Origin of the sequence: Citrobacter sp. Cu096, from assembly GCF_030332285.1 — a bacterium.
In the GTDB taxonomy this organism is placed as follows: Bacteria; Pseudomonadota; Gammaproteobacteria; order Enterobacterales; family Enterobacteriaceae; genus Citrobacter; species Citrobacter meridianamericanus.
The window spans coordinates 32632-47610 of record NZ_JAOWID010000019.1 but is presented as its reverse complement, the minus strand read 5'-3'; the positions used below and the strand labels follow the sequence as shown (position 1 = coordinate 47610).

At 52.9% G+C, this 14979-nt stretch carries 17 protein-coding genes; all 17 read left to right on the top strand.

Translation table 11 applies throughout. The annotated features are described in order from the left end of the window. Positions 1-7: 7 nt before the first annotated feature. Positions 8-787, top strand: a complete 780-nt coding sequence (locus OGX99_RS04335; protein ID WP_286542786.1) for a type IV pilus biogenesis protein PilM — start codon at positions 8-10, stop codon at positions 785-787. Continuing rightward, positions 787-1326, top strand: coding sequence for a PilN domain-containing protein (locus OGX99_RS04330; protein ID WP_151216853.1), 540 nt, complete (start codon positions 787-789; stop codon positions 1324-1326). The genes OGX99_RS04335 and OGX99_RS04330 overlap by 1 nt, the downstream gene beginning before the upstream one ends. Continuing rightward, complete coding sequence (locus OGX99_RS04325; protein ID WP_151216852.1) at positions 1310-1765, top strand: HofO family protein; 456 nt, start codon at positions 1310-1312, stop codon at positions 1763-1765. Before OGX99_RS04330 ends, OGX99_RS04325 begins: the two co-directional genes overlap by 17 nt. After that, the gene (locus OGX99_RS04320; protein WP_187253790.1) at positions 1755-2168 is read left to right on the top strand and encodes a HofP DNA utilization family protein; all 414 of its coding nucleotides are present in this window, start codon (positions 1755-1757) and stop codon (positions 2166-2168) included. Before OGX99_RS04325 ends, OGX99_RS04320 begins: the two co-directional genes overlap by 11 nt. Beyond that, positions 2071-3318: a DNA uptake porin HofQ gene (gene hofQ, locus OGX99_RS04315; protein ID WP_286542783.1), complete on the top strand. Its 1248-nt coding sequence runs from the start codon at positions 2071-2073 to the stop codon at positions 3316-3318. The genes OGX99_RS04320 and hofQ overlap by 98 nt, the downstream gene beginning before the upstream one ends. A gap of 404 nt (positions 3319-3722) precedes the next feature. Then, the gene (gene aroK / locus OGX99_RS04310; RefSeq protein ID WP_003023552.1) at positions 3723-4244 is read left to right on the top strand and encodes a shikimate kinase AroK; all 522 of its coding nucleotides are present in this window, start codon (positions 3723-3725) and stop codon (positions 4242-4244) included. Positions 4245-4301: 57 nt separating this feature from the next. Beyond that, entirely contained in the window at positions 4302-5390 is a 1089-nt protein-coding gene (gene aroB, locus OGX99_RS04305) for a 3-dehydroquinate synthase (protein ID WP_286542781.1), read from the top strand. A gap of 96 nt (positions 5391-5486) precedes the next feature. Further along, positions 5487-6776: a cell division protein DamX gene (gene damX, locus OGX99_RS04300; protein WP_151216848.1), complete on the top strand. Its 1290-nt coding sequence runs from the start codon at positions 5487-5489 to the stop codon at positions 6774-6776. Positions 6777-6893: 117 nt separating this feature from the next. After that, a complete protein-coding gene (gene dam, locus OGX99_RS04295) occupies positions 6894-7730 on the top strand; it encodes an adenine-specific DNA-methyltransferase (protein WP_151216847.1) in 837 nt (278 codons plus the stop codon). 17 nt (positions 7731-7747) lie between these two features. After that, on the top strand, positions 7748-8425 hold the full coding sequence (gene rpe / locus OGX99_RS04290; RefSeq protein WP_003023561.1) for a ribulose-phosphate 3-epimerase: 678 nt from the start codon (positions 7748-7750) through the stop codon (positions 8423-8425). Continuing rightward, positions 8418-9176: a phosphoglycolate phosphatase gene (gene gph, locus OGX99_RS04285; RefSeq protein ID WP_286542779.1), complete on the top strand. Its 759-nt coding sequence runs from the start codon at positions 8418-8420 to the stop codon at positions 9174-9176. The genes rpe and gph overlap by 8 nt, the downstream gene beginning before the upstream one ends. Further along, positions 9169-10173, top strand: a complete 1005-nt coding sequence (gene trpS, locus OGX99_RS04280) for a tryptophan--tRNA ligase (RefSeq protein WP_151216845.1) — start codon at positions 9169-9171, stop codon at positions 10171-10173. The genes gph and trpS overlap by 8 nt, the downstream gene beginning before the upstream one ends. A 165-nt stretch (positions 10174-10338) precedes the next feature. Beyond that, positions 10339-11244 carry a GntR family transcriptional regulator YhfZ gene (gene yhfZ / locus OGX99_RS04275; protein WP_151216844.1) on the top strand — a complete coding sequence of 302 codons (906 nt, stop codon included), beginning with the start codon at positions 10339-10341 and terminating at the stop codon, positions 11242-11244. A 15-nt stretch (positions 11245-11259) separates the two neighbouring features. Then, positions 11260-11622, top strand: coding sequence for a PRD domain-containing protein (locus OGX99_RS04270; RefSeq protein ID WP_151216843.1), 363 nt, complete (start codon positions 11260-11262; stop codon positions 11620-11622). An 83-nt stretch (positions 11623-11705) separates the two neighbouring features. Continuing rightward, on the top strand, positions 11706-12869 hold the full coding sequence (locus OGX99_RS04265; RefSeq protein WP_151216842.1) for a YhfX family PLP-dependent enzyme: 1164 nt from the start codon (positions 11706-11708) through the stop codon (positions 12867-12869). Then, the gene (locus tag OGX99_RS04260) at positions 12869-14095 is read left to right on the top strand and encodes a phosphopentomutase (RefSeq protein ID WP_151216841.1); all 1227 of its coding nucleotides are present in this window, start codon (positions 12869-12871) and stop codon (positions 14093-14095) included. Before OGX99_RS04265 ends, OGX99_RS04260 begins: the two co-directional genes overlap by 1 nt. Then, on the top strand, positions 14092-14970 hold the full coding sequence (locus OGX99_RS04255; RefSeq protein ID WP_151224122.1) for a phosphotriesterase-related protein: 879 nt from the start codon (positions 14092-14094) through the stop codon (positions 14968-14970). The genes OGX99_RS04260 and OGX99_RS04255 overlap by 4 nt, the downstream gene beginning before the upstream one ends. Positions 14971-14979: the final 9 nt, after the last annotated feature.

Sequence of the window (14979 nt, the reverse complement as noted above, 5' to 3'; positions counted from 1 at the left end):
ATCAGCAATGGCTTTCAATATCTGGAAAATTGGTCTGCATATTCAGCAACATGAAGCGCTGGCAGTCGCCGCTGTTCGCGACGCATCCGGTTGGTTTCTACAACGCTGGTGGCGCATACCGCTGACGCCTCAGGTTATCGTCGATGGCCACATTCGCGAGCCTGAACAGCTTGTCGCTGCGCTACTGCCGTGGAGCCGTGAGCTTCCTCGCCGACACCATATTCATCTTTCCTTTCCCGCCAACAGGACTTTACAAAAAAAGTACCCTCGTCCGGATATGACATTACGCGAGCCGGAGCAAACCGCATGGTTATCCGGTTCGATGGCGCGTGAATTGGATATGGCACCAGATGCGCTGCATTTCGATTATAGCGAAGACGCATTGAGCCCGGTGTTTAACGTCACTGCCGCGCAAAGCAAAGAGATTTCAACACTGCTGACGCTTATTCAAACGCTGAAAGTGCAGGTTACGGCGATTACCCCGGATGCCAGTGCGTTACAGCGATTTATTCCCTATTTGCCAGAACATCAACAGTGTTTGGTATGGCGTGATGACGCCCAGTGGCTGTGGGCTACCCATTCGGCATGGGGACGTAAATCAACGGGTGATATTGGCAGTATCGACGAGCTTGCCACGACATTGTCTCTTCCCACGACAGCCATTGCGCTATGTGACCCCGACGGCTTCGATCCGTTAAGCGTGGTGTCCGTGCGCCAGCCGCCCATTCCCACGCAAAGCCATCGTTTCGCCATTGCTTTGGGACTCGCTATGGGAGGCGTGTGCTAATGATAGCGACCATCAACCTCCTCCCCTGGCGCCAGACGCGACGACGCGCCTGCCTGCGTTTCTGGGGCGTTTTATTTAGCGCTTCGCTAGTGCTTAGCATTGGCGTGTTGTTGCGCTATTGCAGCGTTTTTTACATAGAAACCCGGATTGAATTGTTGCTGGCTGATGCCGAAAAGACGCGAGGCGAGGCCTTAATGGCGCTAAAGCCGCGCATGAAGCATCGCCAGCAACGATGGCTGCAGGTAAAAGAACGAAACAGGCAGCGTGAGCAGACCCGAAGCTGGCAGCTGGTTTTGCAAGGGCTAGCGGAATTACTGCCAGAGCAGGCGTGGTTTACAAAAATCACCTGGCAGCAGGAGACGCTGGAGCTGACGGGAAACACGCTGAATTTTGCGGCGCTAAAGACGCTGGAAGCGCAATTACGCCAGCCGTCGCGGTTTCAGTTGAACAGCCCAGGGGAAACGCAGCAGGATGCGCAGGGACGCTGGCAATTCCACTATCGACTAACGCGGAGCGGTGCGCATGATAACGCTCTGTGATAGCTGGTTAGCACAGTCGCCGCGCTTTCGGCTCATTTGCTGGTGTGGCTGGCTGCTGGGACTGCTTATCGCCGTCTTGCTCTGTCTTCATCCCGTCGCGCAGAAACGGGTGATGCATCAAGAGGCGCTCAACCAGCAACGTGCGGCCATTCAGACACAATGGCGAAATCTATATTTGCTGGCGACATCATCAGAAGCTCCTGAAGAGCCGCTGATTCCGTTCTCTCCGCTGCTGTTTCAGACTCTGCACACACGTCTTCTCCACTGGCAGCCCTCCGCTCAGGGTGGAGAGATGACGCTCAAGCCAGCCTGGGATGCCATCCCGCTGATGTTTGTCCAACTGGCGGAGCAGGGAATGAACGTTAGCCAATTTTCTCTCAGCCAGGAAGGAGCTGAATTGCTGCTAACGCTACAACTGGAGCGCCTGAATGACGGTTAAACGCTGGTTGTTGGCATGCGTAAGCGTACTGGTGCTCACCGGTATGCGTAATCCCTTCCTGCCGCCGGAAGACCACTGCCAAATTGCTGAACTGTCAGCATGGCGTTTTCAGGGAATGGTGAGCCAGGACACACGACCCATCGGCATCGTGCAGGATAACCAACACAAATGGCGGCGAGTGGAGCGAAATGAGGTCCTGAAAAACGGTTGGAAAGTGGCACAGATAACAGCTCAGAGCATAACCCTCGACATAGGGAAAAACTGCGAGCCACCACAGTGGCAGTGGCAACGACAAGGAGCGGTAAATGAAGCGAAGGATGGCGTGGATAGTGATAATGGTAATGGGCGTGATTCCCAGCGTGCTGGCGGGGAAATCACAAAACGTGACGCTGGTGGTCGATGAAGTGCCGGTTGTGCAGGTATTGCAGGCATTAGCTGAACAAGAACAGAAAAACCTGGTGGTTTCACCGGATGTTAGCGGTGTGCTGTCACTGCATCTGACGAATGTGCCCTGGAAGCAGGCATTGCAAACGGTAGTGAAAAGCGCCGGGCTGGTATTACGCCAGGAGGGCAATATTCTGCATGTGCATTCTGTTCAATGGCAGAGTGAAAATGCGGCCCGCCAGGAAAATGAGCAGGCACGGACTCAGGCCAGTTTACCACTGGAACATCGCAGCATCATTTTGCACTATGCCGATGCATCCGAGCTGGCCAAGGCCGGAGAAAAGCTGCTTAGCGCCAAAGGCAGCATGACGGTGGATAAACGAACCAACCGTTTACTGCTGCGTGATAATCGCGTTGCGCTTAACGCACTGGAAAAGTGGGTGGCGCAAATGGATCTGCCGGTTGCACAGGTTGAGCTGGCGGCGCATATCGTCACAATTAATGAAAAAAGTTTGCGTGAGCTGGGGGTTAAGTGGTCGCTGGCTGACGCACAGCAACCCGGTACGGTGGGTAATGTTACAACGCTTGCCAGCGATCTTTCTGTCGCCACCGCTACAACCCGTGTAGGATTTAACATTGGCCGCATTAACGGTCGTTTACTCGAACTGGAGCTGTCTGCGCTGGAGCAAAAACAGCAGTTGGATATCATCGCCAGTCCACGTTTACTGGCTTCTCACCTGCAACCTGCCAGTATTAAGCAGGGTAGCGAAATCCCATATCAGGTCTCCAGCGGTGAAAGCGGCGCGACATCCGTCGAGTTTAAAGAAGCTGTATTGGGGATGGAGGTAACGCCTACCGTGTTGCAGAAAGGACGAATCAGGCTGAAACTGCATATCAGCCAGAATGTTCCCGGGCAGGTGTTACAACAGGCGGATGGCGAAGTTCTGGCTATTGATAAGCAGGAGATTGAAACGCAGGTCGAGGTGAAAAGCGGCGAAACGATTGCCCTGGGCGGGATTTTTTCACACAAAAATAAATCCGCTGCCGACAGCGTGCCGCTGTTAGGCGATATTCCCTGGCTTGGCTCTCTCTTTCGCCATGATGGAAAAGAAGACGAACGGCGCGAATTAGTGGTGTTTATTACGCCCAGACTGGTTTTAACGGAATAACTTATGCATGAAAAGCCGTTGTTTTTGCACTGAACACGTTTCAGGGATTTGACGTGCGGGAGTATTTAGCATACAAGGAGTACCGATTTGAGCGTCGGTACTTTTCTTTACTTATGCGGCAATGAATACGCTTTGCCTTTCCGGTGGTGTGTCATAGGCTTATTTCGTGTCATTTGGCTGCGCGATACGTCGCCAGGTCTGATGTTTGCAGGGTAGCATGCATGCCACGACCAGAAATGCGTAAGGTTTGGTGATTTATTCAGTTGCCAAACCCGCTTGAGTATTGAGATAATTTTCAGTCTGACTCTCGCAATATCTTATGAGGTTTCAGTTCATGTCCTGCTGCGCTGGGTGTCTGCGAAGCGGGTTTACCATTAACGAATAGTCTTAGTAGTACCGAAAAAATGGCAGAGAAACGCAATATCTTTCTGGTTGGGCCTATGGGTGCCGGAAAAAGCACTATTGGGCGCCAGTTAGCTCAACAACTCAATATGGAATTTTACGATTCTGATCAAGAGATTGAGAAACGAACCGGAGCTGATGTGGGCTGGGTCTTCGATGTAGAAGGTGAAGACGGCTTCCGTGATCGCGAAGAAAAAGTCATCAACGAGTTGACGGAAAAACAGGGTATTGTGCTGGCAACTGGCGGTGGCTCTGTAAAATCACGTGAAACACGTAACCGTCTCTCCGCGCGTGGCGTCGTGGTCTATCTTGAAACGACAATTGAAAAACAACTTGCGCGTACTCAACGTGACAAGAAACGCCCGCTGCTGCAGGTAGAATCACCGCCTCGTGAAGTTCTGGAAGCGTTGGCTGACGAACGTAATCCTTTGTATGAAGAGATTGCTGACGTGACCATTCGCACCGACGATCAGAGCGCAAAAGTCGTAGCAAACCAGATTATTCATATGTTGGAAAGCAACTAATTCTGGCTGAATACACACTCGTCTGCGGGTACAAGTAACTAAGGTGGATGTCGCGTAATGGAGAGGATCACAGTCACTCTCGGGGAACGTAGTTACCCTATCACCATCGCGGCTGGTTTGTTTAATGAGCCAGCTTCATTCTTACCGCTGAAATCGGGCGATCAGGTTATGTTGGTGACCAACGAAACCCTGGCTCCCCTTTATCTCGATAAGGTTCGCGGCGTACTTGAACAGGCGGGTGTTAACGTTGATAGCGTTATCCTCCCCGATGGCGAGCAGTATAAAAGCCTGACGGTTCTGGATACGGTTTTCACTGCGTTACTGCAAAAACCACATGGTCGTGATACCACGTTAGTCGCACTTGGCGGCGGCGTGATTGGCGATCTGACCGGTTTTGCGGCAGCCAGCTATCAGCGCGGTGTTCGTTTTATTCAAGTCCCAACAACCCTGTTGTCGCAGGTCGACTCTTCCGTTGGCGGCAAAACCGCCGTAAACCATCCCCTCGGTAAAAACATGATTGGCGCGTTTTACCAACCGGCCTCCGTGGTGGTGGATCTCGATTGTCTGAAAACGCTTCCTGCGCGTGAGCTGGCATCGGGCCTGGCGGAAGTGATCAAATACGGCATAATTCTTGACGGTAAGTTTTTCAGCTGGCTGGAAGACAATCTGGATGCGTTGTTGCGTCTGGACGGTCCGGCGATGGCGTACTGTATTCGTCGTTGTTGTGAGCTGAAAGCAGAAGTTGTCGCAGCAGACGAGCGCGAAATGGGCTTACGTGCTTTACTGAATCTGGGGCACACGTTTGGCCATGCGATCGAAGCTGAAATGGGTTATGGCAATTGGTTACATGGTGAAGCAGTTGCAGCAGGTATGGTAATGGCTGTCCGTACGTCTGAACGTTTGGGTCAGTTCACCTCCGCTGATACGCAGCGCATCATTACGCTGTTACAGCGAGCAGGCTTACCGGTGAATGGGCCGCGTGAAATGTCCACTGAGGCTTATCTGCCGCACATGCTACGAGATAAAAAAGTGTTAGCGGGAGAGATTCGTTTAGTGCTTCCGCAGGCTATAGGGAAGAGTGAAGTGCGCGGCGGAGTGTCGCACGAGGTGGTTCTTAACGCTATTGCTGATTGCCAGCTGGCGTAACAACAAGAAAGGTCTGGCTTACGTTGCGAAACGTAGGTCTTTTAGCTTCAGGTTATGTGCAAAGTCGTAAGCATTAACCTTTGAGTGGGGTGTTAAATGGATGAATTCAAACCAGAAGACGAGCTGAAACCCGATCCCAGCGATCGTCGTACTGGTCGTTCTCGTCAATCGTCTGAACGCGATAATGAGCCGCAAATCAATTTTGATGATGTTGATCTGGATGCTGACGATCGCCGTCCTGCGCGCGCACGTAAAGAGCGTGAAGAAGAGCGGGACATTGAAGAAGAGTATGAATCTGAAGACGATAACGTGGATGAAGAGCGTGTAGAACGCCGTCCGCGCAAGCGTAAGAAAGCCGCCAGTAAGCCTGCCTCACGTCAGTATATGATGATGGGGGTCGGTGTTCTGGTGCTCCTGCTGCTGATTATCGGTATCGGTTCTGCGCTGAAAGCCCCCTCATCATCTTCTTCCAATGAGCAGGCAGCATCTGGTGAGAAGAGCATCGACCTTTCTGGCAGCAATGCAACGGATCAGGCGAGTACGACTACGCCTGCAGCGGGCGCTGAGCAAACTGCGGGCAATACCCAGCAGGATGTTTCCCTGCCACCGATTTCCTCCACGCCGACTCAAGGTCAGACACCTGCGGCAACCGAAGGCCAACAGCGTGTTGAAGTGCAGGGCGATCTGAACAACGCTTTGACGCAACCGCAGGGTCAGGAGCAGGTTAATAATGTTGTAGTTAACTCTACGCTGCCGACCGAACCTGCGACCGTAGCTCCCGTTCGTAATGGTAATGCTGCGCGCCAGACTGCGAAAACGGAAACGACTGAACGTCCTGCTGCTACGCGCCAGGAACGTAAACAGGCTGTTATTGAGCCGAAGAGCAAGCCGCAAACCACGGTGAAAACAACGCCGGCAGAGCCGAAACCTGTTGTTCAGGCAAAACCAACCGCAACTGCACCGACGACCACAACTAAAGCGCCAGTGGTAACCGCTACGCCGAAAGCAACCGCGGCGACGACGCCAGCCCAGACTGCAACGCCTGCGCCAACCGCGACGGCAACAACGTCAACACCTGTTGCTGGCGGAGCGAAAAGTGCTGGAAATGTCGGCGCGTTAAAAGCTGCGCCGTCCAGCCATTACACGCTGCAGCTCAGCAGTTCTTCTAACTACGACAACCTGAACGGTTGGGCGAAGAAAGAAAACCTGAAGAACTACGTGGTGTACCAGACGACGCGTAACGGTCAACCGTGGTATGTTCTGGTGACGGGCGTTTATGCCTCTAAAGAAGATGCGAAACGTGCAGTGTCTACGTTACCCGCCGATATTCAGGCGAAAAACCCGTGGGCAAAACCGCTGCACCAGGTTCAGGCCGATTTGAAGTAAGATAGGATATGTTCTGCAATGGTTTGCTGTTTCGCCCAATTGCGGGACAAAGACTAAAGCGCAGGATGCTGTCGGAGCTTTCTCCACAGCCGGAGAAGGTGTAATTAGTTAGTCAGCATGAAAAAAAATCGCGCTTTTTTGAAATGGGCAGGGGGGAAATATCCCCTGCTTGATGATATCAAACGGCATTTACCTCAGGGTGAGTGCCTGATTGAACCCTTCGTGGGTGCCGGGTCGGTGTTTCTCAACACCGACTTTTCTCGTTATATTCTTGCCGATATCAACAGCGACCTCATCAGTCTCTATAACATCGTGAAGACGCGTACCGATGAGTATGTGCAGGCTTCACGCGAGCTGTTTATGCCTGAAACCAATCAGGCTGAGGTGTACTATCGGTTCAGAGAAGAATTTAATGCCAGCCAGGATCCGTTCCGCCGTGCAGTGCTGTTCTTGTATCTGAACCGCTTTGGTTACAACGGATTATGCCGTTACAACCTGCGCGGCGAGTTTAACGTACCGTTTGGTCGTTATAAAAAACCTTACTTCCCGGAAGCCGAGTTGTACCATTTTGCTGAAAAAGCGCAGAATGCGGAGTTCCATTGCCTCTCTTATGAAGAGTGTATGGATCGAGCAGACAGTAACTCTGTGGTCTATTGTGACCCGCCTTATGCACCACTTTCGGCGACGGCAAATTTCACCGCGTATCATACCAATAGCTTTAGCCCGAAAGAGCAGGCGCATCTGGCCCAGATGGCAGAAAAGCTGGTCAGTAAGCAGATCCCGGTGTTAATTTCGAATCATGACACGCCCGATACCCGTGAATGGTACAGCGCGGCGAAACATTTTCAGGTCAAAGTGCGGCGCAGCATTAGCAGCAATGGCGGCACGCGTAAAAAGGTGAATGAACTGCTGGCACTGTATAAACCAGGAGTTGTAACGCCTGCGAAGAAATAATTCTCAAGGAGAAGCGGATGAAACAGTATTTGATCGCCCCCTCAATTCTGTCGGCTGATTTTGCCCGCCTGGGTGAGGACACCGCGAGAGCGCTGACTGCCGGAGCCGACGTCGTGCACTTCGATGTCATGGACAATCATTACGTACCGAACCTGACCATCGGCCCGATGGTGCTGAAATCGTTGCGTAAATATGGCATTACCGCCCCGATTGATGTTCACCTGATGGTGAAACCGGTCGATCGTATTGTCCCGGACTTCGCCGCAGCCGGCGCCAGCATCATTACTTTTCACCCGGAAGCCTCCGAGCATGTCGATCGCACTTTACAGCTGATCAAAGAACATGGCTGTAAAGCGGGCCTGGTATTCAACCCGGCAACGCCGCTGAGCTATCTGGACTACGTCATGGATAAGCTCGACGTGATCCTGCTGATGTCCGTTAACCCAGGTTTTGGCGGGCAGTCTTTCATCCCACAAACGCTGGATAAGCTGCGTGAAGTACGTCGCCGTATTGATGAGTCTGGCTACGATATCCGTCTGGAAGTGGACGGCGGCGTCAAGGTGAACAACATCGGTGAGATCGCGGCGGCGGGTGCAGATATGTTTGTCGCAGGCTCTGCTATTTTCGACCAACCAGACTACAAAAAAGTCATTGATGAAATGCGCAATGAACTGGCGAAGGTAAGTCATGGATAAGTTTCAGGATATTCGGGGCGCTGCATTTGACCTCGACGGCACGCTGGTCGACAGCGCGCCGGGATTAGCCGCAGCGGTGGATATGGCGCTGTATGCGCTGGAACTGCCGGTGGCCGGTGAAGAACGCGTTATCACCTGGATTGGTAACGGTGCAGATGTACTAATGGAGCGCGCGCTGGCGTGGTCTCGTCAGGAGCGCGCGACATTACGTAAAACAATGGGTAAACCACCCGTTGATGATGATATTCCCGCCGAGGAACAGGTGCGGATTTTGCGCAAGCTGTTCGACAGATACTACGGCGATGTCGCAGAAGAGGGGACATTCCTGTTCCCTGATGTAGCCGATACGTTGGGCGCGCTGCATGCGAAAGGATTGCCGCTGGGTCTGGTGACTAACAAACCGACCCCGTTTGTCGCGCCATTGCTTGAGGCGTTAGATATCGCCAAATACTTTAGCGTGGTCATCGGTGGCGACGACGTGCAGAATAAAAAACCCCATCCGGATCCGCTGCTGCTGGTGGCAAGTAAGCTTGGCATCAAGCCTGAGCAAATGCTCTTCGTAGGGGATTCACGCAATGATATTCAGGCGGCAAAAGCTGCTGGTTGTCCGTCCGTTGGCCTGACCTATGGCTACAACTACGGCGAGTCGATCGCGCTGAGCCTGCCCGACGTTATTTACGACCGTATTAATGAACTACTGCCCGCTCTCGGGCTTCCGCATAGCGAAAATCAGGAATCAAAAAATGACTAAGCCCATCGTTTTTAGTGGCGCACAGCCCTCAGGTGAATTGACCATTGGCAACTATATGGGTGCGCTGCGTCAGTGGGTGAGCATGCAGGATGACTACCATTGCATCTACTGCATCGTTGACCAACATGCTATCACCGTTCGTCAGGACGCTCAGCAGTTGCGTAAAGCAACGCTGGATACGCTGGCGCTATACCTGGCATGCGGTATCGATCCTGAAAAAAGCACTATTTTCGTCCAGTCTCATGTGCCGGAACACGCACAGTTAGGTTGGGCGCTGAACTGCTACACCTATTTCGGTGAGCTGAGCCGTATGACCCAGTTCAAAGATAAATCCGCACGTTATGCGGAGAACATTAACGCCGGGCTGTTTGATTATCCGGTACTGATGGCGGCAGACATCCTGCTGTATCAGACCAACCAGGTCCCGGTTGGCGAAGATCAGAAACAGCATCTGGAGCTGAGCCGCGACATCGCCCAGCGCTTCAACGCCCTGTATGGCGACATCTTCAAAGTGCCGGAGCCGTTCATTCCTAAATCCGGCGCGCGTGTGATGTCGCTGCTGGAGCCGACGAAGAAGATGTCAAAATCTGATGACAACCGCAACAACGTTATCGGCCTGCTGGAAGACCCGAAATCTGTCGTCAAAAAAATCAAACGTGCGATGACCGACTCGGAAGAGCCGCCAGTTGTTCGTTACGATGTGAAAGAAAAAGCGGGCGTTTCCAACCTGCTGGATATCCTCTCTGCCGTCACTGGCCAGAGCATTCCGGAGCTGGAAAAACACTTCGAAGGCAAAATGTATGGCCATCTGAAAGGCGAAGTTGCTGAGGCTGTTTCCGGCATGCTAACTGAGCTTCAGGAGCGTTATCACCGTTTCCGTAACGATGAAGCTTTCCTGCAGAAAGTGATGAAAGACGGTGCTGAAAAAGCCAGCGCCCGTGCGTCTGTTACGCTGAAAGCCGTTTATGAAGCCATTGGTTTTGTCGCCAAGCCGTAATACGCGCTGCAGTTCTGAAGAAACCGGGGTATACCCGGTTTTTTTTCGCCTGTTTGTTTGTGAATAGCAAAAACTGTGAAGCACCTCGCCGTTTGCATATTTCCTTGTTGCGCTATATTTTCATTTTAATGAAGATATAAATATTCAATTTACTGAAAATATATAATGAGTCGGACATTTATTAAGAAGGAAGGGGTTGTACTGACAACCCTGGCCCGTTACCTGCTCGGTGAAAAGTGTGGTAACCGTTTGAAAACCATTGATGAACTGGCGAGCGAATGCCGCTCGTCGGTGGGATTAACGCAGGCCGCGCTAAAAACACTGGAATCGTCAGGCGCGATCCGTATTGAGCGTCGTGGGCGTAATGGTAGTTACCTGGTAGAGATGGATAACCGCACGCTGTTGACGCATGTGGATATCAATACTGTGGTCTGTGCGATGCCGCTACCCTACACCCGTTTATATGAAGGGCTGGCGAGTGGGCTTAAGGCACAGTTTGATGGGATCCCGTTTTATTACGCACACATGCGTGGGGCCGATATTCGCGTGGAATGCCTGCTAAACGGCGTTTACGACATGGCGGTGGTTTCTCGCCTGGCTGCGGAAAGTTATCTTGCCCAGGACGGGCTGCGCATCACGTTGGCGCTGGGGCCGCATACCTACGTCGGCGAACATCAACTGATTTGTCGCAAAGGCGAATGTGCCGCGGTAAAACGGGTCGGGCTCGATAATCGCTCGGCGGATCAGAAAATCATGACCGAGGCCTGTTTTGGCGATCGTGACGTTGAACTGATCGATATGCCTTACCACGAGAGTTTGCAGCGCATCGCGAAAGGAGATGTCGATGCGGTGATCTGGAACGTGGTAGCAGAGGCCGAATTGGCGGTACTGGGATTAGAAGCCACGCCGCTCACCAACGATCCGCGATTTCTACAGGCCACGGAGGCGGTGGTGCTGACCCGGGCAGAGGATTATCCGATGCAACAGTTACTGCGGGCGGTTGTTAATAAAGAGGCACTGCTCGCCCACCAACAACGTGTGGCGAACGGTGAACAGGAACCCAGTTATTAAGTGAAGGCGAACGACATGGAAAACAGGTTGAACCTGCTGTGTGAAGCAGGTGTTATCGACAAGGATATTTGCAGCGGCATGCTGCAGGTCGTCAGGCGGCTGGACGAAGAATGGCGTTTGCCGATTCACAGCGAGCAAGGAACCATGGCGATGACGCATATGGCGAGTGCGCTCATGCGCAGTCGCCAGGGCGAGGTGATTGAAGCGCTGGATGGTGAGCTGCTGGAGGAACTGGCGCAATCTCATCTCTGGCCGACTATTTTACTGGTCCATCAGGCATTGCTGAAAGAATTCACGGTGACGCTACATGTGAATGAAGAAGGCTACATGCTGGCGAACTTGTATGGATTGTGGATGGCGGCACACGAAGACGTCTGAAATCAATGGGGAAATAGCGTATTGCATCCTAAATATTCAAAAAAATGAATATTTAGCTGAAGGATTAGAAACGAGGCAGAGAAATGTTTATAGACGCATTGAAACGCCAGAACCCCGCGCTAATCTCCGCCGCTGTCGCGCTGTGGCAGCAGGGAAAGATCGCGCCTGACAGTTGGGTTATTGATGTTGACCAGGTTATTGATAATGGCAAACGCCTGCTGGACGTCGCCAGGCAGTATGGCATCTCGCTGTACCTGATGACCAAACAGGTTGGACGCAATCCATGGCTGGCGGAGAAACTATTGCAGCTTGGCTATGAAGGCATCGTGGTTGTCGATTACAAGGAGAGTCGCGTCATGCGCCGTGCCGGGTTGCCGGTGGCGCATCAGGGACATCTGGTGCAGATCCCTTCGCGACAGGTCAATCAGGCTGTCGCACAAGGAACCGAGGTCATTACGTTGTTTTCGCTGGAGAAAGCGCGCGAAGTTTCGGCGGCGGCGGTGAAGGCCGGTTGCCAGCAAAACGTGATGCTGAAGGTGTATGACAAGGATGATTTTCTCTATCCGGGGCAAGAAAGCGGCTTTCCGCTGATATATCTGACGGATGTGGTCAATGAAATCCGCAGACTGCCGGGCCTGCGCCTGAGCGGCCTCACCCATTTCCCGTGCCTGTTATGGGATGAAAACTCCGCGCAGACGATGCCGACGCCTAATCTGCACACGCTGGTGAGTGCCCGGCGTCAGTTGGCCCAAGCCGGAATTACTATTGATCAGCTTAATGCGCCGTCAGCCAGTAGCTGCACATCATTACCCCTACTGGCGGAATATGGCGTCACCCACGCCGAGCCGGGTCATGCGCTGACAGGCACCATCCCTGCCAATCAAAAGGGCGACCAGCCTGAACGTATTGCGATGCTGTGGCTGAGCGAGGTCTCGCACACGTTTCGCGGGGACAGTTATTGCTACGGCGGGGGCTATTACCGTCGCGGTCATGCGCAAAACGCACTGGTCTTTACGCCGGAAAATGACGCCCCCATAGCCGCGAAGCTAAAACCCGTTGACGACAGCAGTATCGATTACTACCTGCCCGTAGCCGGTGAGTTTCCGGTGAGCAGCGCAGTGATCTTCTGTTTTCGCACCCAGATCTTCGTGACGCGCAGCGACGTGGTGTTGGTGTCGGGTATCCAGCGTGGCGTGGCTGAAATCGTCGCGCGTTATGACAGTCTCGGCAATATTCTGGAGGACTAATGGCCCGATTCGTGGTGTTGGTAATCGACAGTTTTGGCGTCGGCGCAATGAAAGACGTTGCGCGGGTTAGACCTCAGGATGCCGGGGCGAATACCTGTGGACATATCCTGAGTGAATTCCCGCAGTTACGGCTACCTACGCTGGAAAAGTTGGGATTGATTAACGCGTTGGGTTATACGCCAGGCGTGATGAATCCTTCGGAATCGGCAGTCTGGGGCGTTGCACAGTTGCAGCATGAAGGTGGCGATACCTTTATGGGGCATCAGGAAATTTTAGGCACACGGCCTCAGGCGCCTCTGCGGATGCCATTTAACGACGTCATCGATGGCGTTGAGCAAGCGCTGAAATTGGCGGGCTGGCAGGTGGAACGCCGTGGTAGCGAGCTGGCGTTTCTGTGGGTCAACAATGCGGTTGCGGTGGGCGATAACCTCGAGGCTGATTTAGGTCAGGTCTACAACGTCACTGCCAACCTGTCCGCCATTGCGTTTGATGAGGTGCTAAAGATTGGCCGCATAGTGCGTGAACAGGTTCAGGTCGGGCGCGTCATAACCTTTGGCGGCCAGCTTGCGAACAGCCAGCGCATTCTGGATGCCGCCGAAACGATGGAAGGGCGCTTTGTTGGCATTAATGCCCCACGTTCTGGCGCGTATGAAAACGGCTTTCAGGTCAGGCATATGGGCTTTGGCGTAGATGAGCAGGTACAGGTACCGCAAAAACTGCATGACGCCGGGATCCCTACCGTGCTGGTCGGTAAAGTGGCGGATATCGTTGGCAATCCGCACGGGCGCAACTGGCAAAACTTGGTGGATAGCCAGCAGATCATGGATATCACCCTTAACGAATTTAACGCTGAGTCGACGGTATTTATCTGTACCAACATTCAGGAAACCGATCTTGCCGGGCACGCTGAAGACGTCGCGCGGTATGCCGAACGATTACAGCTTGTCGATCTTAATCTTTCGCGCCTTCTGGCTGCCATGGATCCCAATGACTGTCTGGTGGTCATGGCCGATCACGGCAACGATCCGACCATTGGGCACAGCCATCATACCCGGGAAGTTGTGCCAGTTCTGGTGTATCAACAGGGCCTGGAGCCTGCGCAATTAGGCATCCGGGCGACGTTATCCGATGTTGGCGCGACGGTGTGCGAGTTTTTTGGCGCGCAGCGACCGCAAAACGGCAGCTCTTTTCTTTCGGCTTTACGGCTTTCAGGAGACACCTTATGAATTTTGATCCGACGGGCTACACCTGGGTCCACGAGCATCTGCATATCGATCTCTCCGGGTTCAAGAATAACCTCGACTGCCGGTTAGATCAGTACGATCTCATCTGTCAGGAGATGAAGGATCTCCGGACGTCAGGCGTCAGCAACATTATTGAGATGACCAACCGCTATATGGGACGTAATCCGCAATTCATGCTCTCACTGATGCGTGATACCGGAATTAACGTTATGGCCTGTACAGGCTATTACCAGGATGCGTTTTTCCCTGAACATGTCGCAACCTGCAGCGTAGAGCAGCTCGCGCAGGAGATGGTCGATGAGATTGTCGTCGGTATTGATGGCACTGAATTGAAAGCCGGAATTATCGCGGAAATCGGCTCCAGCGAAGGGGTAATTACGCCGCTTGAAGAGAAGGTGTTTATCGCTGCAGCGCGGGCACATCGCGAAACCGGACGCCCTATCTCGACCCATACCTCTTTTAGCACGATGGGGTTGGAACAGCTGGCTCTGCTGAAGGCGCACGGCGTTGACCTTTCCCGTGTGACCGTGGGTCATTGTGATTTGAAAGATAACCTCGACAACATCTATCGCATGATTGATCTCGGCGCGTATGTGCAGTTCGATACCATCGGTAAAAACAACTATTACCCGGATGAGAAACGCATCGCCATGCTGCATGCGATACGCGATCGCGGACTGCTTAGCCACGTCATGCTCTCTATGGACATTACCCGCCGCTCGCATTTAAAAGCCAATGGCGGTAATGGCTACGACTACCTGTTAACCACCTTTATCCCACAGCTGCGCCAGTCAGGATTCAGTCAGGCCGATGTGGACACGATGTTACATGATAACCCTTCAAAATTTTTCCAATAAGGACAGAAT